This window comes from Chryseobacterium edaphi (assembly GCF_025628985.1).
Lineage (GTDB): Bacteria > Bacteroidota > Bacteroidia > Flavobacteriales > Weeksellaceae > Chryseobacterium > Chryseobacterium edaphi.
Genome location: NZ_JAOTEM010000003.1, coordinates 212656 through 235146, shown reverse-complemented (window position 1 = coordinate 235146; position 22491 = coordinate 212656). Strand labels below are relative to the sequence as shown.

At 33.5% G+C, this 22491-nt stretch carries 25 protein-coding genes; 6 read left to right on the top strand and 19 right to left on the bottom strand.

All coding sequences use genetic code 11. The features are described 5' to 3' along the window. Positions 1 to 27 precede the first annotated feature (27 nt). A complete protein-coding gene (locus NZ698_RS13385; protein WP_263003676.1) occupies positions 28 to 900 on the bottom strand; it encodes a CPBP family intramembrane glutamic endopeptidase in 873 nt (290 codons plus the stop codon). Between the two features lie 290 nt (positions 901 to 1190). Between NZ698_RS13385 and NZ698_RS13380 the strand changes: the two genes are divergently transcribed. Beyond that, positions 1191 to 1403 (top strand): hypothetical protein, encoded by a 213-nt coding sequence (locus tag NZ698_RS13380; protein WP_263003675.1) that lies wholly within the window; start codon positions 1191 to 1193, stop codon positions 1401 to 1403. A gap of 48 nt (positions 1404 to 1451) precedes the next feature. Here NZ698_RS13380 and NZ698_RS13375 read toward each other — a convergent pair whose 3' ends face one another. From NZ698_RS13375 to NZ698_RS13335, 9 genes are all read right to left on the bottom strand, one after another. Beyond that, positions 1452 to 2216 carry a DUF3575 domain-containing protein gene (locus NZ698_RS13375; protein ID WP_263003673.1) on the bottom strand — a complete coding sequence of 255 codons (765 nt, stop codon included), beginning with the start codon at positions 2214 to 2216 and terminating at the stop codon, positions 1452 to 1454. A 144-nt stretch (positions 2217 to 2360) separates the two neighbouring features. Continuing rightward, entirely contained in the window at positions 2361 to 3335 is a 975-nt protein-coding gene (locus NZ698_RS13370) for a T9SS type A sorting domain-containing protein (protein WP_263003671.1), read from the bottom strand. A gap of 94 nt (positions 3336 to 3429) precedes the next feature. After that, entirely contained in the window at positions 3430 to 4353 is a 924-nt protein-coding gene (locus NZ698_RS13365) for a hypothetical protein (protein ID WP_263003669.1), read from the bottom strand. 151 nt (positions 4354 to 4504) lie between these two features. Beyond that, on the bottom strand, positions 4505 to 4735 hold the full coding sequence (locus tag NZ698_RS13360; protein ID WP_263003667.1) for a hypothetical protein: 231 nt from the start codon (positions 4733 to 4735) through the stop codon (positions 4505 to 4507). A 272-nt stretch (positions 4736 to 5007) separates the two neighbouring features. Further along, positions 5008 to 5340 (bottom strand): DUF1801 domain-containing protein, encoded by a 333-nt coding sequence (locus NZ698_RS13355; protein WP_368407660.1) that lies wholly within the window; start codon positions 5338 to 5340, stop codon positions 5008 to 5010. A 142-nt stretch (positions 5341 to 5482) separates the two neighbouring features. Further along, on the bottom strand, positions 5483 to 5896 hold the full coding sequence (gene arr / locus NZ698_RS13350) for an NAD(+)--rifampin ADP-ribosyltransferase (RefSeq protein WP_263003666.1): 414 nt from the start codon (positions 5894 to 5896) through the stop codon (positions 5483 to 5485). A gap of 114 nt (positions 5897 to 6010) precedes the next feature. Further along, the gene (locus tag NZ698_RS13345) at positions 6011 to 6814 is read right to left on the bottom strand and encodes a C1 family peptidase (RefSeq protein ID WP_263003664.1); all 804 of its coding nucleotides are present in this window, start codon (positions 6812 to 6814) and stop codon (positions 6011 to 6013) included. A 332-nt stretch (positions 6815 to 7146) separates the two neighbouring features. After that, positions 7147 to 7713: a hypothetical protein gene (locus NZ698_RS13340; RefSeq protein ID WP_263003663.1), complete on the bottom strand. Its 567-nt coding sequence runs from the start codon at positions 7711 to 7713 to the stop codon at positions 7147 to 7149. 216 nt (positions 7714 to 7929) lie between these two features. Continuing rightward, on the bottom strand, positions 7930 to 8475 hold the full coding sequence (locus NZ698_RS13335; RefSeq protein WP_263003661.1) for a hypothetical protein: 546 nt from the start codon (positions 8473 to 8475) through the stop codon (positions 7930 to 7932). A gap of 317 nt (positions 8476 to 8792) precedes the next feature. Between NZ698_RS13335 and NZ698_RS13330 the strand changes: the two genes are divergently transcribed. Then, positions 8793 to 9581, top strand: a complete 789-nt coding sequence (locus NZ698_RS13330; protein ID WP_263003659.1) for a winged helix-turn-helix domain-containing protein — start codon at positions 8793 to 8795, stop codon at positions 9579 to 9581. A gap of 427 nt (positions 9582 to 10008) precedes the next feature. Here NZ698_RS13330 and NZ698_RS13325 read toward each other — a convergent pair whose 3' ends face one another. From NZ698_RS13325 to NZ698_RS13305, 5 genes are all read right to left on the bottom strand, one after another. After that, on the bottom strand, positions 10009 to 10935 hold the full coding sequence (locus NZ698_RS13325; RefSeq protein ID WP_263003658.1) for a Kelch repeat-containing protein: 927 nt from the start codon (positions 10933 to 10935) through the stop codon (positions 10009 to 10011). Positions 10936 to 11163: 228 nt separating this feature from the next. Then, positions 11164 to 12294: a leucine-rich repeat domain-containing protein gene (locus NZ698_RS13320; RefSeq protein WP_263003656.1), complete on the bottom strand. Its 1131-nt coding sequence runs from the start codon at positions 12292 to 12294 to the stop codon at positions 11164 to 11166. 204 nt (positions 12295 to 12498) lie between these two features. Further along, positions 12499 to 13470 (bottom strand): toll/interleukin-1 receptor domain-containing protein, encoded by a 972-nt coding sequence (locus NZ698_RS13315; RefSeq protein WP_263003654.1) that lies wholly within the window; start codon positions 13468 to 13470, stop codon positions 12499 to 12501. Between the two features lie 149 nt (positions 13471 to 13619). Continuing rightward, positions 13620 to 15245: a chaperonin GroEL gene (gene groL / locus NZ698_RS13310; protein ID WP_047444783.1), complete on the bottom strand. Its 1626-nt coding sequence runs from the start codon at positions 15243 to 15245 to the stop codon at positions 13620 to 13622. 113 nt (positions 15246 to 15358) lie between these two features. Continuing rightward, a complete protein-coding gene (locus NZ698_RS13305; RefSeq protein ID WP_034754036.1) occupies positions 15359 to 15637 on the bottom strand; it encodes a co-chaperone GroES in 279 nt (92 codons plus the stop codon). Between the two features lie 161 nt (positions 15638 to 15798). On the opposite strand from NZ698_RS13305, the gene NZ698_RS13300 reads away from it, so the two are divergent. After that, complete coding sequence (locus NZ698_RS13300) at positions 15799 to 16710, top strand: hypothetical protein (RefSeq protein ID WP_263003652.1); 912 nt, start codon at positions 15799 to 15801, stop codon at positions 16708 to 16710. 104 nt (positions 16711 to 16814) lie between these two features. On the opposite strand, the gene NZ698_RS13295 is transcribed toward NZ698_RS13300, so the two are convergent. The 3 genes from NZ698_RS13295 to NZ698_RS13285 form a co-directional block, all read right to left on the bottom strand. Then, positions 16815 to 17642, bottom strand: a complete 828-nt coding sequence (locus NZ698_RS13295) for a hypothetical protein (RefSeq protein WP_263003651.1) — start codon at positions 17640 to 17642, stop codon at positions 16815 to 16817. An 18-nt stretch (positions 17643 to 17660) separates the two neighbouring features. Beyond that, positions 17661 to 20036, bottom strand: coding sequence for a M1 family metallopeptidase (locus tag NZ698_RS13290; protein WP_263003650.1), 2376 nt, complete (start codon positions 20034 to 20036; stop codon positions 17661 to 17663). Between the two features lie 146 nt (positions 20037 to 20182). Continuing rightward, positions 20183 to 20761, bottom strand: a complete 579-nt coding sequence (locus NZ698_RS13285) for a HupE/UreJ family protein (RefSeq protein ID WP_263003649.1) — start codon at positions 20759 to 20761, stop codon at positions 20183 to 20185. A 64-nt stretch (positions 20762 to 20825) separates the two neighbouring features. On the opposite strand from NZ698_RS13285, the gene NZ698_RS13280 reads away from it, so the two are divergent. Genes NZ698_RS13280 through NZ698_RS13270 form a run of 3 tightly spaced genes read left to right on the top strand, consistent with a single transcriptional unit; the run spans position 20826 to position 21834 of the window. Further along, positions 20826 to 21059, top strand: coding sequence for a hypothetical protein (locus NZ698_RS13280; RefSeq protein ID WP_263003648.1), 234 nt, complete (start codon positions 20826 to 20828; stop codon positions 21057 to 21059). After that, positions 21035 to 21337, top strand: coding sequence for a hypothetical protein (locus tag NZ698_RS13275; RefSeq protein ID WP_263003647.1), 303 nt, complete (start codon positions 21035 to 21037; stop codon positions 21335 to 21337). The genes NZ698_RS13280 and NZ698_RS13275 overlap by 25 nt, the downstream gene beginning before the upstream one ends. After that, positions 21334 to 21834 carry a DUF6702 family protein gene (locus tag NZ698_RS13270; RefSeq protein ID WP_263003646.1) on the top strand — a complete coding sequence of 167 codons (501 nt, stop codon included), beginning with the start codon at positions 21334 to 21336 and terminating at the stop codon, positions 21832 to 21834. The genes NZ698_RS13275 and NZ698_RS13270 overlap by 4 nt, the downstream gene beginning before the upstream one ends. 5 nt (positions 21835 to 21839) lie before the next feature. On the opposite strand, the gene NZ698_RS13265 is transcribed toward NZ698_RS13270, so the two are convergent. Continuing rightward, positions 21840 to 22433 carry an acyl carrier protein phosphodiesterase gene (locus NZ698_RS13265; protein ID WP_263003645.1) on the bottom strand — a complete coding sequence of 198 codons (594 nt, stop codon included), beginning with the start codon at positions 22431 to 22433 and terminating at the stop codon, positions 21840 to 21842. Positions 22434 to 22491: the final 58 nt, after the last annotated feature.

Sequence of the window (22491 nt, the reverse complement as noted above, 5' to 3'; positions counted from 1 at the left end):
ATTCTTACCGATTAACCTTTGAATCATTTACTCAATATCATATTCTTTTTCCAGTATTTTTTTAAATTGTTCTTTAGTGATTCCTTGTTTGGAAGAAAAATTCATATCAATTAAATATTCATCAACATAATATTTTTCTTTTCCATAAACAGCATCAAGAATGTCCTGAAGATAGAATTGCTCTGCTTCAATTTTATATATTATGTTGTCTTCAATTTTCATTGAAATTTTTTGAGGCTCATTTTGATGAAACACTATATTTTCATCAATTTTCAAATTGTAGATTTTGGTTTGATCTATGAGCGGATCGCTGAATAGTAAAATGATTGATGGTATGATCAAAACAGCCGTGAAATTCCATAATGCATGATACAGAAATCCGTAATAGAAATTGATTCTTACACGAATATAACTCAACACAAAACCTCCGGATAACTGGCTCAGAAGTATTAACGGTGATAACGCATAAAAAACCCAAGAATCATTGTAATAATTGCTTGCATGAACAAGACCGAATAAAATGCTCATCGAGTAAACCAAAAACGGGAAGAAGCGATTCCATTTTTCCCTACTGATATACTTAGAAAATAAGGAATTGTATCTGAGTACCGATCTGAAAATAATCTCTTCCAAAAAGGGAACTAAAATTACCATCAATAAAATGATTGAATACAATGTCTTCAGTCGATAATCTAATCCCGGAGTTTTTATCGTAATAAACTCATCTATCAAATAATCTAACGGTAAAACGATGATTAAAGTAAAAAGTAATTCTAAAATCAAAAGTTTTAAAATAACTAAAAGTCTGTCCTTGACGGAAAGGTGGATCTGCTGATCGGTGGGTTTCTTCAAAAAACTGAAAAAATCTAATAATATTGATTTCGTATTTGTGCTGTACATTTTTATTGTTTCTGATATATTAGTGGACAAAATATAAAAATTGTTACATTAGAAAAGTCCTATTTTACTAGGTTTGTTAACATTTAGTTCATATTGAATTCACTTTTGATTAATAACTATACACTTAGGTATAATTTTTGTTATTTAGGTTTATTGTAAAAAATAGTGCAAACCCTATGGTTAATTCAAATGAAATTACTAAATTTATTAAAAATTTAACCATCTGTTGAAATTAATGGGGGTTGCATTGAAAATTATTGATAAATTTTAACTTAAACCAAAATATAAAGATGAATAATATCCAAGACGAATTTCAGGTCTTAAAACAAGAACTCAAAAAATTAAACATTGATGTTGAGAAAGTAGTGAAAGTAGGAAACGGCAGTATGGATTTCCATGAAGTGTTCTACAGATCTCCCCGATATGATGATGTGAGAACAGTATATGTGCAACGTCACACACTCGATCATCTTATAGAAAAATTTAAAGATGCCTATAAATAAAAAATACCGTTCACAATTTGTGAACGGTATTTTTTTATGCTGATAAAATTAGAATCTATATCCCAATGAAAACCCGCTACGGAATCCCGCCCATGGACCGTCTAATTTTATTCTGGCGCCATTAGGATTCGTTTCTACAGTATAATCAACAAACGGAATGTCTAGATTTTCAATCTCTCTTTTCAGTTCAGCTTGCATTTCCGGGGTAAGGATGATATTGCTCGTCAAATCAAAGTTTCCTTTTCCTGAGCCGTAGTGCGCTCCTGCAATCCAGAAATCAAGAATAAAATTGTGCTGTTTATTCAGAAAAAACTGAGCTCCCACCATCAATCCGCCGCTGTTTCCACTTGCATCTCCCAGTCCTTTTAGCGGAACAGGAATGGTAGTTCCAAAGGCAGTGTAGTCGTAAGTGTAATCAAAAGTATTGGTAGAAACCTTTGAATATCGGTAGTAAGGTGCGAAGTAAAAGCCTTTTCCGTAACCTTGACCAATGTAAAATCGTGGTTCGATCGTAAAATTGGTTGCTTTTATTTTAAGATTCTGAAAATCTTTTTCATCTTCTTCGCTCAAAAAAGCATTCATAAAAGGAACTTTTCCTTCAGCAACTGTTCCAAAAACTACATTGATGGCAAACCATCGGTTGATTGATCTTTCGTATGAGAGATTGATGTTTCGGAATGCATATCCTGTTATGTTTGTTTTAATGATGTTCATCTTATCTTCAGGAACGGTATTGATTTCCGAAGTTGTGATTTCCTGTGCGCTGATTCCTGAAATAACAAAGTAAGGGACAAGGAAAAGCAGTTTTTTCATGGCGTTATATTTTAGTTTAAATTAAATAAAAAAGATGTTTTGTCGGATGAAATTTAAAAGAACAATAAATTACAATTTTGTTAAATCAAAAACCGTTCTAAAAACATAAAACGGTTGAAAATATTTTTGAATAATGAAAGATAATTACTTTTTGATAAATTTTAAACTCTCAGACTGAGATTTGTTTCCTGAAACTTCAATGAAGTAAGCAGAAGGTGATAGTTCTGAAATTTCTACTTTGCCGGATTTCAAATCGGATGTTTTAATCAATTTTCCGTCTAAGCTGTAAATATTGGCTTTAGAATATTTTGATAAATCACCTTTGAATTCAATGAAATCCTGTGCAGGGTTTGGATAAATTTTAAATATATCTTTTTTAACTGAATCAGATGTCGCAAGGAAGGTTTCGTTGAGAGCTTGAGCAACATTGGTAGTCTGCGGAGTTCCCAGAACGGTAATCACAGCATTTGTGGTGCCCAATAACGGGAATTTGTGCGCGCTGTCATAATAAGTATACGCTGTATTAACCACGCTTCCTACCGGAAAACCAGACAAAGTCAAAGAAAAATTCTGTACAGATTTTACTCTTAAAACATTGGTGTAAGTTTTTGCGCCGATAAGAAGTGTTCCTGATGCATCTGCTGTAATCGCGATTGTACCACTGAAATTTCCTGAACCTGCAGTTGCAGAAAAAGTACCCGAAGCGGTGTCATTCTCAGAATATCCGAAAGCTGCAGGATAACTGATAAATGTTCCGTTATTGGTAGAGAAATTCAAAGTCGCGTCCGGAGTTACCAAACCTGTTATTTCCAGTTTTGTAGCGGTTTGTTTGTAGTACACCGTGTTGCCGCCTCCAACCATTTTCATCGTGGTTCCAGGAAAAGTTGCAACTTCGCTTGTAGTAGGAGCGGAGTAGGAGGTAACTGATGCGGAACCCTGGGTCAAACTACTGTTAGAAAAAGTAGTATTGGCTCCGGTTGCGGAATTATCTACCGTTCCGTTGACGTTTACATTATTCACTGTCTCACCAATGATAGGGTCGTTGAATGCTTTAGTAATGGTGGTCTGCGCTGAAAATGTTGTGGCAGATGCTATTAAAAAGAGTAATGTTGTTTTCATATTTTACTTTTTTATAAAGATAATCAAAAAGTAAATTGCTTTTTTTATTTATTTGATAATAAGATTACAAAAGAAATATTTTAACGACTGCAAATTAATTTTTAGAATTAAAGTGCTTCAGGATCCAATTTAAGCATTCTTCAGAATCCATGATGCTCCATGAGTGTGGATGTCTTATTCCTTCTGGTCGTATTCCTCTGTCGTTTGTTATAATTAAATCGGCGTTTTTGTTTCCTTTTAGTTTTAATAAATTCATCATGGCTGTAATATCGGTACAGTTGAGATCATAGAGATCTCTGCCTCTGTTTTGCATTTCCCAAATAATTCCGGGTTCGGTGTACATTAAAATAGGAGTGTTAAGCAAGTACTTTGCGTTTCCACCATCTTTATCGCGATAGGTAAACATAGATTTTTCCAGATATTTCTCTTTGTTTTTGTCGGGTTTACCTATTGAGGCAATGAGTTCTTTAGTAAACATTTTGGCTTCGTTGACGGCTGCTTCAGAAAAATTCCTTTCAATATCTCTTTCCATTCTGTAGTACATATTTTCATAGTCGAGTGGGGGATCTATGGCAAATATTGAGTTAGGAATGAAGTAAGTATTTTTATCTTTCACCGCACGTTCAGCATATGTAATGGCAAACATCCCACCTCCGGAAAGTCCGCCTATTGAAATTTTATTCTTAGGAATTTTATATTTTTCTACGTTTTCTTTGGCAATTCTGTCTAAAAATTTTTGATCATCTTTAAAAAAGAAATCGCCATTTTCTTCCCAATTCGGAAAAAGAACCAATATGTTTTTGTCAAAAGCTAATTCCTCCAGATAAATCTGATTCATTACTCTTTCCGCAGTTTCGCCGCCGCCGGGTAAAACGATAATCATTCCTTCAGGTTTTCCTTGAGGAGCTACTCTGAAATAAAAATTTTTGCTGTCTGGATAGGTGATTTTTTCAGCTTCCTGAGAAAATACGTTTGTAAAAAATAAAATAAATAATGCGGTCAGAAAATTATATTGCATAAAGAAAATTTGAATTAAATTTTGCGATCAATTTTATAACAAGTCAGAATTAAAAAATATTACATGCTCGTTGGTTTTTTCTAAATTTCTCTGTTGTTTTTCTTTAGCTAAAAGAGATAATTTTATGTTTTCTTTAGACTGCTAATGTACTTTACGGTTTTATTACCGATGTACAATTTTCAATGAAGTAAGGGAATGAGTGATAAGAAAAAAATTGTCTTTTTATAGTTCCAGGAACTTTAGAACCAGTTATTATTTTAAGATTATTATGTCCACCGGATTTGAGATTATAAACAAAAAATATTTCTTCTCCATTATCAGTTAACTTATCAATTTTATTAAAACCTTGTAATGATATATAAATAGATTTTCTTGAATACATTTTTCTTTTACATTATTTTTTGCAACTACCAAAACAGTATCTAACTGGATTGCATAACTCAACAAGTTGTAATTATCCAACTTTTCAGTTTTAAATAATCTTATTGGCGGGTTTTTGACTTTAGTGTCAGAATTGAAATTTGCACATGATAGAACAGTTGTCCAAATTAATACGAATAGCACAGGTTTAATATTCATGAGAATCAGAATTTCATTTTTGAATTACTAAATCTTCAGCAATACAATGTCCATATTCTTACAGAAAATATTTAGTTATATATTATCTCTACATGCGCATTCATGATGCTCATTAATGTATTCGATGGTAGTTTTGCAAATCTTTTCCAAAATATCAATATTGATATCAGATAACTTTTTTACATAAATACAGGCTTTGCCCATTTTGAATTTTCCTAATTCATCCAATAATGGTTTGCTCTCTTCGGTTGGCGAATAGACATATAATGAAAATTCTGCTTTGCGTGGCGAAAACCCAATAATTGGCATATCACCTTCATGTCCGCTTGCATATTTGTAGTGGTAACTGCCAAATCCTATAATAGTTGGTCCCCACATTTTTGGTTCAAATCCTGACCACCCAGTCATCAGTTTTATAAGCTGGAAACTGTCTGCTTTCTTCTGCTCATTTTCAACATAAGAATTAATGAAATCTGTGACTTTGACTTCTGTTTCGGTGGTTTTATTTGCTTTAGCAATGATTATTCATTTTAATTCAAATTTTTTTTAATCAATCTTCAATGGCTTCAATGCCTTGTTCTTTCAGTCTTTCCAAATGATCTCTCATCATTTTAAGTTGTTCAGGTGAATGTCCTTGCCAATCTTTCACTTCTCCTACGACTTTGAAAGGATGTTGCGAACGGTAAGATTTTGTAGGATTTCCCGGGAACTTTTTATCAGTTACATTGGGATCATCTTCTATTGCTCCTGTAGGTTCTACAATGTAGATTTTTTCTTTTCCGTCTCCGAAAGCCAATTCTGCCCCCCAAGTTGCCGCATCCAGAGTCTCGGAAAGATAAATGTATTTTGATTTTCTCTTGGTACCGTAGTTTGAAACGAAGCCGACTTCGATGAGGTCACCTATTTTTAAATCTGCTTTTGTGCCGTGATAGTAGATGGATGTGTGTTGATCTGTAGTTTTCATAACTTGAAATTTTTACTTGAAATATTGTTTTCAGTAGCGCAAAACTTAATTCAGATAAAATTAACAAAAAAACCGCTCTGCAAAACAGAACGGTTTCTAAATTAATAGAATAAGTTATATGGTGACTCCGTAAGCTTCGGTAAAAGCATTTTCGGCGTAGGAAAATGATGCATAAGCAAAACCTCCATCACCCCAAGAATCGTCCCAACTATTTCTTATAATCAATCTTTCCTCAGTATATCCTACAATTGCCACTGCATGACCACCTCTTGTATTACTGGGATCATAAGCATCAAGATTTCCATTTGTTTGTGTTGCATTATCCCAAGTTGCATCAACATCTAATCGCACTAAGATGGGTCCATTGCCATCCGCAATCCAGTTTTTCCATATGCTTACACGATCAGTAATTCCATTAACCAGATTAAAATAATTGGCTATTTTAAAACGCGAAGCCAAAGCATAAAAAGTATTTTCACTGTCATCATACATTAATCTGCTGTTGAAAGGAAGATCAGAATCTTTTACACAGCCATATTTTCTTGCAATGTCTAAGGCTGCCTTTAAACTTGTTCCAGCTTCTTCGATAAATGTTGTAGGTCTGTCTGTGAAGACATCAGTTTCTTTCGAAGCCATCCAGATAAATCTTACAGACAGAAGCTCATCTTTAGTGATAAATTTATTATTTACAAAATGCCATCTTAAAAGGCTGTCTGCCAAAGCCCAACCTAAGCAAGATCCTGTACTTCCTTGATTATTAACTTGCCACCAGCTTTCCCGGAGATCAACACTTGCCGGAATTTGAACTGCATTTACAAAACCGGTTGTCATCGCATCCTTAAATGAAAAATCATTTTGAACATCTTTAGAAGGTAGGCAATTAAGAATGCGATTCGTCTGTTTTTGTTTTGTTTTCATGATTTTGTTTTTTTTGGGGTTATTTTGTTTCATCAAAGTTATTACGTTCAAGATTCCACGTCAATTACTCGTTTGTGTAATTTTTCAGGCAAAAAAACCGTTCTGCAAAACAGAACGGTTAATGTTATAATTAAGAAACCTTTTCTATTCAATCATAAAAGAAAAAACTTCTCTCTTGATCAGAAAGTTCGCACACTGATAAAAGCTGTATCATTTTAAAGATCTGTATAAAGTTGAATTTATCTTAGTATTCATCTTCATCTTACTCTTCGTTATAAAAAAAAGATTGAGGATCAAATAAAAAGCAGTGATCCGAATAATTTTATTGAAATCTAATAAGCTTTGCCTCCAGATATGGTGAGGACGTGTTCAGATTTTATAGAAGGACAGCATCTACCATCATTTTCAGCATATTCGAGTTTTTCCACATGAATTTTTCCATTACTTATTTTATCAAAACCAAACAGGTAATCAGGTTCGTATCCGGCAATTACTTTGACAGTAGTTCCGGTGTTTTGATAGAGTGACAGACCTTGCCCTACAATTGCGTTGCCACCATCCTTTGATGCCAACGAAAAGTATATGGCAACATCTTCAATGCCGTCACCGGTAAAGTCACCGGTATATGACTGTTGTAGATCTAAAATCGCATCATGAGATTTGAGAATATTTGGTAAATATTTTCTGAATTGATCTTCTGCAATTTTGACAGCATCATTTGTCGAATAATAATTTTTATTTGATTCAACTTTTTTCAGATCCAATTCTTTTTCTTTCAGCATCAGCTCTTTCTCTTTTAATTGTAATTCCTTTTCTTTTTGACTGTTTTTTGGGTTGTTACAGCCTGCAAAAGTAACTACGATCAACGCCAATGAAATAAAACTATACTTTGTTCCCATGTCTTATGATTTGGTAGATGTTTGTGTTTAAAGTTTTTTACTTCTTAACGTAAAGTTAAAAATTTTATTTAGGCAAAAATAATTTTACAATCGCATCATTTACACAACTGTCTCAAATTTGTAAAATTTAATTAAAGATCATTCTTTCCATTACGACATAAATTTCCACAAAAGAAAAACTTGAATTTAGTTGTCTGAAGTATATTATTATCTGTATCAACAACCGCCTTTATTGGGAATACGTTTAAAAATCACTTTACGATCCCGTTCCAAAGATCCGCAAGAAATGATAGGATAAGAATACTTCGGTGCGTGAGCTACATAACGGCTTTTTAAAATTATTTTGTCGTTCACTTTGAGGCTTCGCAATTGTTCAAGCTGATATTTTTCTGCATCAAATGTTACAATGTAATCGTCATCATTAATTTTGACCATAACGCCAAAACCCAATTTTGATCCTGGCGGAAGAGAAAGTGAGGTCACCATTCCTTCCATATTGGTATAATTTGTAATGTGCTTCCAAATTTTAGCTTCAGCAGCATACACTTTTTTACCTCTGGGAGATTCTTCCCATTCTTTGAACTTTTTACCACTAGGAGTAGCTTCCCATTTTTTCATTTCGGCATTCCTTTCTGCAGAAGACATTTGCTTTTGGGGTTGCTCCTTTTGAGTTTCAGTTTCAGTTTTGATTTTGCGATTAGCGAATACCAGTCCACTCACCACAATCAGTGGTAGCATCAGCGCAAAAATTACTTTTTTCATAATTTTTTGGATTTTAAATTAAATTTAGATTCTTTTGATACGTCAAATCTGATAAGACCTGCTTTTATTTTTCATAGGCTGATTAAAGTTGACTTAGCGAAAATACTCTGATATTTTACGGATTTTGGGATTTGAATTGTAAATAAAATTGTAAACTTTGTAAATAATAACTTGACACTATGTATTTTAGTCAAAATCTCCTTTCAGGAAAGCGAAAATACCTGTTCGGAGTAATAATACTCTCTTTTATCTTTGTCGTCTGTGCTGCTTTCAATACTGACGACAAAAACGACTTTAACTTTGCCAAAAGGGAAGTATTGCTGCGCAAAATAGGACATGAATTACTTTTACAATCCGGCGACCGCAATTCAAGGGTGTTACCTGTAAAAAAGATTTCAGAAAATGAATACCAAATAAGTTTTGAGAACGAACTTACTTTTCAGCCCGACTCATTGGTGAATCTTACGAAACGTGTGTTGGCAAAAGATCCGCTTGCAAATGATTATATTGTGAATGTTCTGAACTGTGGCAACTCCAGCATAGCTTATGGATATTCTGTCTCAAAGGATAAAAAAGATGATATTGTAGCCTGTTTTGGTCGGCAACAGCCAAAAGCATGTTATGTTATTGATATTAAATTCAAACCTGCAGGACTAAACAATTTAAAGAATGGATATCTTTTGGGTGGGATGTCTTTTTTAGCTTTTATCAGTTTTATTTTTTTAAGATCTAAATCTAAATCTAAATCTAAATCTAAATCTAAATCTGAAAAGTCACAAAAAGTTTTACCTGAAAGTCAGCAAACTGATCTGTTTACTTTGGGTTCGGTATTGTTTGATGCCAAAAACAGAAAGCTCATCATCGATGAAACAATAATTGATCTTACCACAACCGAAAACCGTGTATTAATCATTTTTGCATCTTCTCCAAATGAAATCATCGAGAGAAGCCGACTGCAAAAGGAAATCTGGGAAGATGACGGTGTGATTGTAGGAAGAAGTCTCGATATGTTCATCTCAAAACTCAGAAAAAAACTGGAAATTGATCCGAATATTAAGATTGTTGTGATCCGTGGAAAAGGGTATAGGCTGGAAGTTGGCGCTTAACAAAAATATTTGGCTTTTAATGTTTTTCAGATGTCACTATCAACAATATTCTGGATATTCATCAAATTTGAAATATACTGTAAAGTACTGAAATATAGTAAATTGTACTTGATCGCCTCTTCGAAGTGATTGATTGCCTCTTCGAACTGGTTGATCGGCTCTTCGAAGTGGTTGATTGCCTCTTCGAAGTGGTTGAACGCTTCTTCGAAACACTTGCACGCCTTAACGAAACCCTTGAACGCCTCAACGTAATGCTTGATTGACTCTCCGAAGAAGTTGACAACTTAAACGAATGAGTTGAAAGTTATGTTGAAATGATTGTAGGTCTTATCGAAAAGGTTTTTCTTGGTTTCTTGCTATTTATGACATTTAGGAAGAGACTTTTGTAGCTGTAAAGTCACGGATTACAAATCTGCAACATCGGAGTTTATTTAGCAGAAAGCACTTCTTCGCTAATATCTGCAACCTGAATGCTTTTAATAGATGATTTGGTTGAGGATGCTGTACTTCCGCCTATGATGTATAATTTATTGTTATATATTTCCGCAGCAGCATGTCGTCTGGGAATCATATTGGATGATAACTGATGCAACGTATTGGTTTCTGTATCAAAGTAAGCCAGAAATGATTGATTATTATAACCGCCTGCAATAAAAATCTTATTACCAGATACGGCTAATGAATGACCCGATATCGCAGCAGGCATCGTATATTGCTCAGTCCACTGATTTTTGTTGAGATCAAATACGTTGACCAAGCGGGATGATGTACCGTTAAAACCACCAATAACATAAAGCTTATCATTCACAATTTTGCCCCTTGTTTCTCTGGCTGTTGGCATATTTGGTAATGGATGCCATGTGTCTGAAGCAATATCATAATATTGGAATCTGTCAGAAAATACAGTGATTGCAGCATTGTTTAACCCACTTCCGCCGAAAGTATATATTTTTCCGTTATGAATGGTGGAACCTGCATTTCCTGTATAGGCGCGATTAACAGCTCCCTTCGTTTTTTTATGAGTTTCAAGATCTATAATTTCAAGATGGCTGTTTCCCCAACCATTAAAAATATAAATTTTATTATCGTATGTCTCCGAATTGGCAAATCTTTTAGGAACCAGACTAGAGTTGATAACACTCCAGCGGTTATCTTTAATGCTGTATTTCTCAATAAAATTAGCATAACCATCAGTATCTTTATAACCATTGCTCACATAGATATTGTCACCTGCAATGGAACTGCTTATTGCGCCTCTGCGAACAGACATATCCGAAAGATGTTTAAAATTTAAGGTTTGTGCATTGCTTAAACATAAACCGAAAAGTGAAAGGAGGAATGATTTTGTTTTCAATGGTGGTGAGGTTTGGTTTAATTGATTTTCTGTGTGGTGAAATATGTTTTAAATATAGGGAAAAGTCACGGACTGGAAATTTAGGACATCGGGTTTTCTTTGAAATTTTGACACGAATGCCTGATATTTTTTTTTCTTACTGTAATTATTTAAAAATGAAAACCACTCTTTGGAAGCGGTTTTTTGTTGTTTATGGCTCAAAGTCAGGAGACTTTGCGTAGCGGGGAATTATTTTTCCATTATTTTATGAATCTTTTTTGTTAATTCCACTAAATGTTCATCAATTTCATTTTCAGACATTTTAGAAAATGGCTGAGATGGATTATTTAATGATTGATAACTACCTAATTTGGATTTCTCAAAATAGCAAACTTTTAAAATTATAGGTAATATAACTGTTCCCTTATTCTTTGCATTTTCTAAAATTGGAGGAATTTCCTCCTTATTTATAAAATTTGATGATAAAAAATCAGTTGAAATTAAGAATATAGCAATTCCAGCTTCTTCAAGTGATTGCCTAATTTCTTCTTTCCAAACATCTCCGACCTCTAATTTATTATCATCCCAAACCTCTATATCGATTTCTAAATGATTTTTTAAAACACTTAGGTGATTTCTAACTTTATCAAGCCAAATTGAATCTTTGTGTGAATAACTAATAAATACTTTATTTTTCTTTACAATCTTTTTCATAGTTACTATGTCAGGTTTGTTATGATTTTGAAAAATAAAATCATAATTAAAATCATTAAAATAATTTATAGCGTTCCCCTTTATAGCACATAATTGTTGATATGTTGTGTCAACGTCAAAACTAGTAATAGTTGGGGAAAAAGCGTATAAGCAAATTAACGATTTTGGAATAAAATAAAACTCAGGAAAATAACTTAATGGTAATCCACTAATCCAAAATTTCCGTAAGTTTTTGAGATTAATAAGATTGTTTTCAATTTTATTAATTTTGTTATGACTTATGTTTAATTCTCGTAAATTTTGCAAGCTATAAATTTCTTGAGAAATTTTGGAAATTTTATTATGGGAGATATGTAAGCTTGTTAATTTATTGAGATTTTTTATCTGAATTGGAATTGTCTTAATTCTATTATGATTAAGGTTTAAAATTTTTAAATTTTTAAGAGAACAAATTTTAGCGTAAAAATTTGAAATGCTATTTCCAGATAAATCTAACGTTTGAAGCTTTTTTAGCTTTTCGATTTCTTGAGGAATAACTTTTATATTATTATTTCTTAAAATTAATTTTCGCAGATTTTTTAATTCAAAAATTTCACGCGGAATTTTATCTAAATTCCGATTTGATAAATCAATTTTTGTTGCATTTAAATTTAAAATTTGATTCATTAAAATTAATGTTTAAATTTACAATTCCTTAGGAGGAAAGGATGAAGAAGGGTGATTAGTAGTGGCAGGTCCACAAATTTAATTAAACTTTTTTGCTTCGGCAACCTCACTAAAATAAACTTAAGTTTGTAGTCCCGAGCCGCTGAAGAAGCACTCGGGATTTTTTAGTTAATAGTCTTAGTAAATAATCTACTTTATTTCATATTATTTTTGAATTTTCTCTGACAGACTTTTGATTATATCAACTAAATTTTCAGAAAAATTAGGATCATATGTTTTGGTATCCATTTCATAAAATGAAGATGATTTATCTATATTCCAATTTTGAAATATTTCTGTAATTTCTTTATACGATGATATTTTATCTCCAAAAGCTTTTATGAAGAATTCTCCAAAAGAAATTGCATGTATTCTATCTGAATTCCTAAGAGATTCATGCATAAAAGATTTACCTAAAGTAAAAGTATATTTTGAACAAGCTATTAGTAAGCCTATAATAATTATACTTTTAACAAGAATAATTATTAAATTAGTTAAAGGAAAAGATTTGTCAGCGTTTAAAATATTTTGAGTTTCTGAAAATTTGTATAATCCGTCAATAGAAAAATAAACCCCTGCGGTTAAAGATATAAAACCAGCTAAATAACAGCTATATGCAACATATTTGTTATGTCTTTCTCTAATAGTTAAATTTTTCGTAGCCTCTTTAATGTAATCGGCAGCTTTGGATTCTATCAGTTGTATTTTTTTCTTTCTTTCCTCATCCTTAACAAGCTTATTGTTTTGAAAACTAACTATCGAAGTATCTATCTTTTCAATTGTTAGATCTAAATTATTATCATCTAATCTCAAACAATAAATATCTTTTATAAAATCAGGCACTTCAAAATTACCTTTAATTACGGGAATTAGAAATTTATCATTATCTCCGATAAGCGCTCTCGTAGTTCCAATTTCACTTATTACATACTTCGAATTCAAACTGTTTTCGGTAATTAACACCAATACACCATCTGAATTTTTTAGCTCATTTAATAAATCAGTTCTCCAGTCCCTTCCAACTTTCATAGCGGTTGAGTCCATGACAATTTCATGACCTTTATCAATTAGTTTTTTTGATATTTGTAAAATTAAATCTGTGTCTTGATGTTGATATGAAAGATAGATTTTTGCCATATAATTTAAATATTATTTTTATTTTAAACTTTTACTAATGTAAGATATTTAATCTGTATTTTCTTAGGAAACTACCTATCTAAAAAAACTAAAACCGCTCAGAAAAATCTGAACGGTTTTAAAATTTATATTGTCTCAGCGACACGCTGCTACATCATTCCTGGCATTCCACCTCCCATTGGCATAGCAGGTTCTGCGCTCTTAATTTCAGTGATGACACACTCAGTTGTTAATAGCATTCCAGAAACTGAAGCTGCGTTTTCAAGAGCAACTCTTGTTACTTTCGTAGGGTCGATGATTCCTGCTTCAAGCATGTTTACATACTCGTCAGTTTTAGCATTGTATCCGAAGTCTCCGCTGCCTTCAGCAACTTTAGCTACGATTACAGAACCTTCACCTCCTGCGTTAGCAACGATTTGTCTCAATGGCTCTTCGATCGCTCTTTTTACGATTCTGATCCCTGTAGTTTCGTCAGCATTAATTCCTTCAAGGTTTGCTAAAGCAGAGATTGCTCTTACAAAAGCAACACCACCACCTGCAACGATACCTTCTTCAACAGCTGCTCTCGTAGCGTTCAATGCATCGTCAACTCTGTCTTTTTTCTCTTTCATTTCAACTTCAGAAGCTGCACCTACGTAAAGTACGGCAACACCACCGGCTAATTTAGCCAATCTCTCCTGTAGTTTTTCTCTGTCGTAGTCAGAAGTAGTAGTTTCCATCTGAGCTTTGATCTGGTTTACTCTACCCTTGATCTTGCTTTCTTCACCACCACCGTTTACGATTGTTGTGTTGTCTTTGTCGATAGATACTTTTTCAGCAGTTCCCAACATATCAAGAGATACGTTTTCCATTGTGAAACCTTGCTCTTCAGAAATTACCTGTCCACCAGTTAAGATTGCGATATCTTCCAACATTGCTTTTCTTCTGTCACCAAATCCTGGAGCTTTTACAGCAGCAATTTTAAGAGATCCTCTTAATTTGTTTACTACTAAAGTTGCTAAAGCTTCACCTTCAACTTCTTCAGAAATAATCAATAAAGATTTTCCGCTTTGTGCGATTGGCTCAAGAACAGGAAGCAATTCTTTCATTGAAGAGATTTTTTTCTCAACTAAAAGAATGTATGGGTTTTCTAATTCAACGGTCATTTTTTCAGGGTTCGTCACGAAATATGGAGACTGGTAACCTCTGTCAAACTGCATACCTTCTACAACGTCAACTGTTGTATCGATACCTTTTGCTTCTTCTACAGTGATTACACCTTCTTTCCCAACTTTTCCGAAAGCTTCAGCGATCAAAGATCCGATTGTTTCGTCGTTGTTTGCAGAAACTGAAGCAACCTGCTTTACCATTTCTGTAGAATCTCCAACCTGCTTAGATTGTTCTTTTAGGTTAGCAACAACAGCAGTTACTGCTTTGTCGATCCCTCTTTTTAAATCCATTGGATTTGCACCAGCAGCTACATTCTTAAGACCTTCTCTTACGATAGCCTGTGCCAAAACAGTAGCGGTAGTAGTACCATCTCCTGCAATATCATTGGTTTTGGAAGCAACTTCTTTTACCATTTGCGCTCCCATGTTTTCTACTCTGTCTTCAAGTTCGATTTCTTTTGCTACAGAAACACCGTCTTTAGTTACGTGAGGTGCACCGAAAGATTTTTCGATTACTACGTTTCTACCTTTTGGTCCTAAAGTTACTTTTACTGCATTAGCCAATGCATCAACTCCTCTTTTTAGAGCGTCTCTTGACTCGATATCGAATTTTATTTCTTTTGCCATTTCCTGATGTATTATTGTATTATGTACAATGTAAAATGTACTTTTTGATTTTTAAATTTGATTAGTGATTGCTAAAATACTTTGTACTTTGTACATCGTACTTTTTACAAATCTTACCCGATTACTCCTAAAAGATCAGACTCCTTTACAATTAGGAAATCTTTTCCGTCTAATTTTAATTCAGAACCTGAATATTTTCCATAAAGAACTTTGTCACCTACTTTTACAGTGGTAGGCTCGTCTACTTTTCCTGGACCTACTGCTACTACTGTACCTTCCTGAGGTTTTTCTTTAGCTGTATCCGGGATAATAATACCTGAAGCTGTTTTAGTTTCTGCAGCGATAGGCTCGATAAGCACTCTGTCTGCTAAGGGTTTAAAGTTTACTGACATAATATTTTATTTTTTAATTATTTCTGTGTTGTAATTCTCTAAATCTATGCCATAGGCTTTAATTGGATGAAATGGCAGATTTTTATTCTTAAGATGAAATTTTGGCACTTTTTTATTTTTGATTTTAAGAAATTTGTATATTTGACTCAAAATAACAAATGATGAAATACAAAGTTTTACTGCTCGTGTTATGTCCGCTTATGTTTAGTTCTCAAGTCGGTATCAACACATCTGACCCAAAAGGTATTTTTCACATAGATGGTGGAAAAGATAATTCTTCAACTCCAACTCTTACACAACAATTAAATGACTTTACTGTAAAATCAGATGCAAAGGTTGGGATTGGAACTAATAATCCTACAGAAATGCTTACCATGATTGGCCAAGGAGATGCCGACATAGACATTGCTCTTTTCTCGGGGAGCAATACCGCCCAATCCATAGCATATCATAACATGATGTTTGGAGGAACACCTTTTTTTCCTACAACTGTTGGAAATGGAAGATCAATCGCAGCATTTGAAGGATATGCGTACAATGTTTTTGCTACCGAGCCAAATCTATTGGGGTCTTTCGTGGTAAGAACAGGCAGAACCGGAGGTGGCGAGGTTTGGTTTGGAACTTCACCGACCAATACAAGTAATTATGATAATCATTACAACAGTTCAATTGACAAAAATGGAAATTTTGCCGTTGGAATAGATCCTACTGTAAGAACCGCCAAAACAAAACTTGAAGTGAATGGTGTGATAAGCTCAACGCCTCAGACATTAAACGTAAATGGAGATAATATTACGAGTACGGTTGTAAATGTAAATCCTGCAAATAACGATGATGATTTTTTACTGCCAAATCCGACTTCTGCACCGGGAGCGATTATTTTTGTGAGAAATATTTCCAGCTCAAATACTGCAGAAATTATCACTCCTGTCGGGAATATAATTAATGCATCTAATGTAGGAGGAGCAAGTAATTTTTACATGGTAGGCTTAGATAATCATTCTTCCAAAACCAAAACATTGATGTTCATCAGTGACGGGTCAAATTGGACAGTATTTAAACCAGGCAATTAATCAGAAAATAATTATCATTCGTGAATTTCATGGATGATAATTATTTTATCTAACTATTAAAATTTTGGCAGAAAAAAAGCTTCCAATTTTCAGGAAGCTTTTTTTTATTTTCTGCATTTTTGCTCGTATTCGTCAAGAAGATCTTTATAAGGCATACTTGCATATTCATAGTCAATTTTCATAGCATCAAAACCTTCACCTCTGCTTTTAGCTAGTTTTCTCAGTTCTTTTTTCTTTTCGTAGCCTTCTTTTCTCGAAGTTTTTACATCATCTTCGAATTGCTTTATTCGGGCATCCAGATTTTCTGCAAATGGAGCGCAATCTTTGGTAACTTCATAGATCGCCTTCTTCAGTTTGTCATCAACTTTACCTAAGTTGAAGAAATTAACTCTATTAAGATCTATCACAATATAGCCATACTCTTCGTCGGCTTTTTTCATGTAAGGAAGATAAATGTTGTTTGTGTATCTGTTATTTTGCGTAAAAACGATGTTGATTCCATATAAGTTGGTTTTTCCTTCCTGATCCAAAGGTAAAACTACTGTTTTTTTGACATCTATAATTTCGCCTTTTACATTAATGGTTTTGAGCTTCATTTTATCATAAACAAGTTTCTCAGAGCCATCTTTCCCGAGGATGACAATCCTTTTGAGATCATTAATGCTTATTTTTTCAACGACAGATGACTGTTCTTCTTTAAATTTAAATTCATCAATCTCAAACCTTAGTTTTTTCTCAATATTTCCAAGCAGCAACATATCTGCATCAACGAATTTCGGATTCTGAAAACTTTGTAAAAATCCGGTTTTAATATCTCCATTTTCCATGATTATTTCGGCAGGAACAGATGCTTTTTTACCGAAGTAAACATCTTCCTGAGAGAATATCAGGACTGAAAATAAAACACAAAATAGACCGATTAGTTTTTTCATTAAATTAGAATATTGATTTTACTTTTTACCGGCTTGCATCGGATTTACTTTTCCGTTTGCACCACCTCTTACCGGACCATCTTGTTTCTGTTTGAAAACCTGGAATTTTGAAGTTTCAGCATTTCCGCCGTCGTTACTCCAAAAGTTATTTGATGTATCAATATCTGCTGTTTCCTTCAATGGATCTAGCTGTATTGATTTTAATTTTTTATCGAAATAATAAGTTTTAGAAACTTTTTGTTCGTTTTGTCTCCAGATCTGAGCAGAAGATTTGTCTTTTAATTTTGTTCCGTCCTCGAAAGTGAATTCAAGAATAACCGGCATTACTAAACCTCCTTTGTTGCTGAAATCAATTTGATAAGCTGTCATGTTTTTAAATTTTTCTCTGTCTTTATTGTCCAGATTGGTTGCGCCGTCAGATTTAGAAACATATTCTTTATTGGCATCCACTTTTTCCTGACCTCTGTCGTATCGGTAATAAAAATCCTGAAGATCTTTATCTTTTTCTACCGCAAAAGTGATGCTCTTATCTTCTCTGTTTCTGATTTTAGAAATGTCTTCAAACTCATTTTGCAAAGGTTTGTCAACTTTATATTTTGTTTCTGATGCAGCTTTAGGAACAGCGTCGAAATCAGGATTAGCGATCGTAACTTTATCAATAGCAATATCTACAGGATCAGTTCCGTAAAACCAACCTCTCCAGAACCAATCTAAATCTTCACCGCTTGCATCTTCCATTGTTCTGAATAGATCTGCAGGTTCAGGATGTTTGAATGCCCATCTTTTTGAATAAGTTTTAAATGCTTTATCGAAAAGTTCTCTTCCCATGATCGTTTCACGAAGAATATTCAAACCCGTTGCAGGTTTAGAATAAGCATTAGGACCAAACTGAATGATGTTTTCAGAATTACTCATGATCGGTTCCAACTGGTCTTTTGGAAGTTTCATGTAATCAACGATCGTCCACGCCGGACCACGTTTTGACGGGAATTTATTGTCCCATTTTTCTTCCGTTAAATATTCTGTAAAAGTATTTAAACCTTCATCCATCCAGCTCCATTGTCTTTCGTCTGAATTGATGATCATCGGGAAGAAATTGTGCCCAACTTCATGAATAACAACACCGATCATTCCGTTTTTTGTTCCCTCAGAATAAGTTCCGTCTTTTTCTGTTCTTCCGAAGTTAAAACAGATCATCGGATATTCCATGCCGTTTGCAGCCTCTACAGATTGAGCAACAGGATAAGGATACGGAATCGTAAATTCCGAATATGTTTTTATCGTATGAGCAACCGCTTTGGTTGAATATTTTTTGTACAACGCATAAGCTTCTTTCGGGTAGAAACTCATTGCCATTACTTTATTGTTGTTTTCAGGAATTGTAACACCCATTCCGTCCCAGACAAATTTTCTCGAAGCCGCCCATGCAAAATCTCTCACATCTTTCGCTTCAAAAACCCAAGTTTTTCTTTGTTTTGAATGATTTTTTTCAGCCTTTTTAGCCTCATCTAAAGTCACAATTTCTACAGGCTCGTTTGAGGTTAGAGCTTTCTTATATCTTGATAATTGGTCAGAAGTTAAAACTTGTTCGTAATTTTTACATTCTCCGGTTCCGCCAATGACGTGATCTGCAGGAACGTTCATAGAGACTTTATAATTTCCAAAAACTAAAGCAAATTCGCCTCTTCCGGTGAACTGATGATTTTGCCAACCGTGGAAATCACTGTAAACGCACATTCTCGGGAACCATTGCGTGATAGTATAAACATCGTTTCCGTCTTCGGCAAAGTTTTCATAGCCGCCACGACCACCCATTTTCATTCTGTTGGGAATGTTGTAGTTCCAATCTATTTTAAAAATAAATTGCTCTCCTTTTTTCAGAACTTTTGGCAAATCAATACGCATCATCGTTTTATTGACAGTATATTTCAGAGGATTTCCCGAAAAATCTGTCACTTTTTCCAGATTGACACCGTATCCATTATCTTTTGCAGGTAGATCACTGGTCTTCAGCTGCTGATCGTTAGTAGATTTCGGAAGGGTAGAAGAGAAGGCAAAATCTGCTTTCTTGACAGTTGATTGCTGATTTTCGTCCAACTGAAGCCAGATATAATCCAATTCATCAGGTGAATTGTTGTAATAAGTAACTGTTTCAGAACCTTTAAGGTTTCTTTTATCTTCATCCAGATAAGCTGTGATGTCATAATCGGCTCTGTTTTGCCAATAAGCGTGACCGGGAGATCCGGAAGCTGTTCTGTAAACATTTGGAGTTGGCAAAATGGTGCCCAATTGTTCAAATCTGTTTCCGTGGTTGCTACCGGGATTATTTTGAATGTTTTGAGCGGATAAACCTATATATAGAAATACCGAAAGTGCAGTTACTTTTAGTTTCATGTGTAAAAATTTAAGAATTTTCAAATATAATAATAAGTAGTTGAAAACTTCGAAAAGTTTCATGTGGAGATTTAATTTTTATTTAATTTCATCACATATATTATTTATGTTTAGATTTAAAAATCAACCACAGCTATTTCAAGTTTTTAAAAAGGAATTCTCTCTAATGTCATTTTTAAAGCTAAAGCAAAAACTCCTGATGAAACGAAAAGAATCCAGTCTTTCTTGTTGACTTTAAAAAGATTAAGTAAAATAAAAAGAACAATAAGTATTGCAAAAACAATTACAATCTGTCCTAACTCCAAACCAATATTGAAACCCAAAAGCGGAACGGCAATGCTCTGACTTTTTGCGATCATCACTCTGGCCGTATTGGCAAAGCCTAGTCCGTGAATCAGTCCGAAGAATAGTGCTGAATAATAGTGTGTTTTATCTTGGGTCTGCTTTTTATTTTTCATTAAGATGTTTCCCAACGCGGTCAAAACAATCGTCAAAGGAATTAAAAATTCAATCCAATTTGAAGGTAATCTTACAATATCTATGATGCTTAAAGCCAAAGTTACAGAATGACCAATGGTAAATGCAGTAACAAGAATCAGAATTTTTTTCCATTCTTTGAAAGTGTAAATAGCTATCAATGCCAAAACAAAAAGCTGATGATCAAGTGCATCCAGCGAAATAATATGTTCCCAGCCGAGTTTCAGATAGAAAAGAAAATCCTGCATTTTTTAAATTTTTTTGAAATGCGATGATACAAAATTTATTTTAACTTTGTTGAAAATTAAAGTGATGACTTATATTTTAGAACTTGAAAACAAAGACGATTTACCTAAAGTAAAAAAGCTTTTGGAGCAAATAAAAGGTGCACGTGTTTTTGAAAGCGATGAAGATGAGATTCCAAACGAAATCTATGAAGCTTTAGATCGGTATGCAGATTCTATAAAAGAGGAAGATTGTATTTCTTCCGAAGAATTTTTTGCGAATGCTAGAAAAAAGGTATGCGAGTTATATTCACGAAAGTAGCAGAAAATTCTTATGAGAGAGTTTTGCAGTTTCTTTCTGAAACGTGGACAGAAAAAGAAATTGAAATCTTCGTAAGTGATACGGAAAATATTATTAATCAATTGGAAAAAGGTAAATATTTGATGTTTCAAAAATCACCATTTAAAAGCAGAAGTGCATTAATAGGAAAAAAGCACATTAGAGTTTTTTTCAAAAAAGAAGGAAGAAATTTAATAAAAGTTCTTTTGTTTTTTGACATGCGACAAGATCCAATTAAAATCCTTCAAATTTTAAAATGAAAAAGATAATTCTGGTTTTTTCGATTCTTTTCTTTCTTTTTTCTTTTACTGAAAGGAAACATCCTTATCACGTTGGTTCCTTAGAAATCAACTACAATTCAAAATCAAAAACATTTGAAATTACCGGACGTTTTTTTCTTGATGATCTTGAAAATGGTTTGGGAGAAAAATACGGAAGACCTTTTCATTTTAATGATGAAATATATAAAACTCAGCTCAATATCGCTCTGAAAAATTATTGTACAGAATATTTTAAGCTAAAAGCCAATAATCAATTTGTAAAAGTTAAATATGTCGGTTATGAGGAAGATAGCGAATCTGTGAATGTTTTTTTAGAATCAGAAGTTGTAAATAATCCAAAAAAAGTTGAGGCTGCCGTAAGTTTTCTATATAATTTATATGATGATCAAATCAATATCGTTCACATCATTGTCAATGGAAACCGGAAAAGTGAAAAGCTAAATTATCCGAATCGATATTTATTTCAACAGTTTTAATCTGATTATTTCTGAAGTTGAAGCAATGCATTTTCTGCTTTTGCATGTGCTAGAAGGTCAGGAAAGAAATTGTCATAGCATTTTTGCAAAACATCTTTATTGTCTAGAAATGCCTCAAATACAGGAATATCTTTTTCTAAATATTTAGCTTTATTCAAAACATTTCTCATGCTAAATTTAATATTCTGATCATGTCGGTAATTGTACAGCCAGTTATCCTGTTCCATTCTCGTGAGCATATATCTAAAATTATCCGGTAGATATTTGTAATTCTCATGGAGAACACGATATACTTTCAATGAATGGTCTTTCCAGCCTTTCAATGAATTCAAATGCAGATCATTAGCAACAAAATAATCCAGAGAAACATCCACAAAAGCTCCTGCGTACAATCTTACGAGCGGACTAAAAACTTTTTTCGCCTCATGAATTGCCGGATGAGAATCTGTAAAAGTATCAATCGCACGGTGAAGAGTAATCCCGTCCTGAATGTCTTTCGGGAAAGAATACCGGTCTTTGTTTCGGATGAAATCTTCGAGAAACTGCCCGACAATTTGTCCGTCATTGAAAGTGAGAAAAGAATGAGCGAGAAAGTTCATACTGCAAGTTAAGGCTATAAATTAAAATCCTCCGAATAAATTTAAACTATTCGAAGGA

What these genes read in the sequence shown, in the direction of transcription:
- NZ698_RS13385 (WP_263003676.1), bottom strand. Translation starts at nt 900, where the DNA reads ATGTACAGCACAAATACGAAATCAATATTATTAGATTTTTTCAGTTTT.
- NZ698_RS13380 (WP_263003675.1), top strand. Translation starts at nt 1,191, where the DNA reads ATGAATAATATCCAAGACGAATTTCAGGTCTTAAAACAAGAACTCAAA.
- NZ698_RS13375 (WP_263003673.1), bottom strand. Translation starts at nt 2,216, where the DNA reads ATGAAAAAACTGCTTTTCCTTGTCCCTTACTTTGTTATTTCAGGAATC.
- NZ698_RS13370 (WP_263003671.1), bottom strand. Translation starts at nt 3,335, where the DNA reads ATGAAAACAACATTACTCTTTTTAATAGCATCTGCCACAACATTTTCA.
- NZ698_RS13365 (WP_263003669.1), bottom strand. Translation starts at nt 4,353, where the DNA reads ATGCAATATAATTTTCTGACCGCATTATTTATTTTATTTTTTACAAAC.
- NZ698_RS13360 (WP_263003667.1), bottom strand. Translation starts at nt 4,735, where the DNA reads ATGTATTCAAGAAAATCTATTTATATATCATTACAAGGTTTTAATAAA.
- NZ698_RS13355 (WP_368407660.1), bottom strand. Translation starts at nt 5,340, where the DNA reads ATGACTGGGTGGTCAGGATTTGAACCAAAAATGTGGGGACCAACTATT.
- arr (WP_263003666.1), bottom strand. Translation starts at nt 5,896, where the DNA reads ATGAAAACTACAGATCAACACACATCCATCTACTATCACGGCACAAAA.
- NZ698_RS13345 (WP_263003664.1), bottom strand. Translation starts at nt 6,814, where the DNA reads ATGAAAACAAAACAAAAACAGACGAATCGCATTCTTAATTGCCTACCT.
- NZ698_RS13340 (WP_263003663.1), bottom strand. Translation starts at nt 7,713, where the DNA reads ATGGGAACAAAGTATAGTTTTATTTCATTGGCGTTGATCGTAGTTACT.
- NZ698_RS13335 (WP_263003661.1), bottom strand. Translation starts at nt 8,475, where the DNA reads ATGAAAAAAGTAATTTTTGCGCTGATGCTACCACTGATTGTGGTGAGT.
- NZ698_RS13320 (WP_263003656.1), bottom strand. Translation starts at nt 12,294, where the DNA reads ATGAATCAAATTTTAAATTTAAATGCAACAAAAATTGATTTATCAAAT.
- NZ698_RS13315 (WP_263003654.1), bottom strand. Translation starts at nt 13,470, where the DNA reads ATGGCAAAAATCTATCTTTCATATCAACATCAAGACACAGATTTAATT.
- groL (WP_047444783.1), bottom strand. Translation starts at nt 15,245, where the DNA reads ATGGCAAAAGAAATAAAATTCGATATCGAGTCAAGAGACGCTCTAAAA.
- NZ698_RS13305 (WP_034754036.1), bottom strand. Translation starts at nt 15,637, where the DNA reads ATGTCAGTAAACTTTAAACCCTTAGCAGACAGAGTGCTTATCGAGCCT.
- NZ698_RS13300 (WP_263003652.1), top strand. Translation starts at nt 15,799, where the DNA reads ATGAAATACAAAGTTTTACTGCTCGTGTTATGTCCGCTTATGTTTAGT.
- NZ698_RS13295 (WP_263003651.1), bottom strand. Translation starts at nt 17,642, where the DNA reads ATGAAAAAACTAATCGGTCTATTTTGTGTTTTATTTTCAGTCCTGATA.
- NZ698_RS13290 (WP_263003650.1), bottom strand. Translation starts at nt 20,036, where the DNA reads ATGAAACTAAAAGTAACTGCACTTTCGGTATTTCTATATATAGGTTTA.
- NZ698_RS13285 (WP_263003649.1), bottom strand. Translation starts at nt 20,761, where the DNA reads ATGCAGGATTTTCTTTTCTATCTGAAACTCGGCTGGGAACATATTATT.
- NZ698_RS13280 (WP_263003648.1), top strand. Translation starts at nt 20,826, where the DNA reads ATGACTTATATTTTAGAACTTGAAAACAAAGACGATTTACCTAAAGTA.
- NZ698_RS13275 (WP_263003647.1), top strand. Translation starts at nt 21,035, where the DNA reads ATGCGAGTTATATTCACGAAAGTAGCAGAAAATTCTTATGAGAGAGTT.
- NZ698_RS13270 (WP_263003646.1), top strand. Translation starts at nt 21,334, where the DNA reads ATGAAAAAGATAATTCTGGTTTTTTCGATTCTTTTCTTTCTTTTTTCT.
- NZ698_RS13265 (WP_263003645.1), bottom strand. Translation starts at nt 22,433, where the DNA reads ATGAACTTTCTCGCTCATTCTTTTCTCACTTTCAATGACGGACAAATT.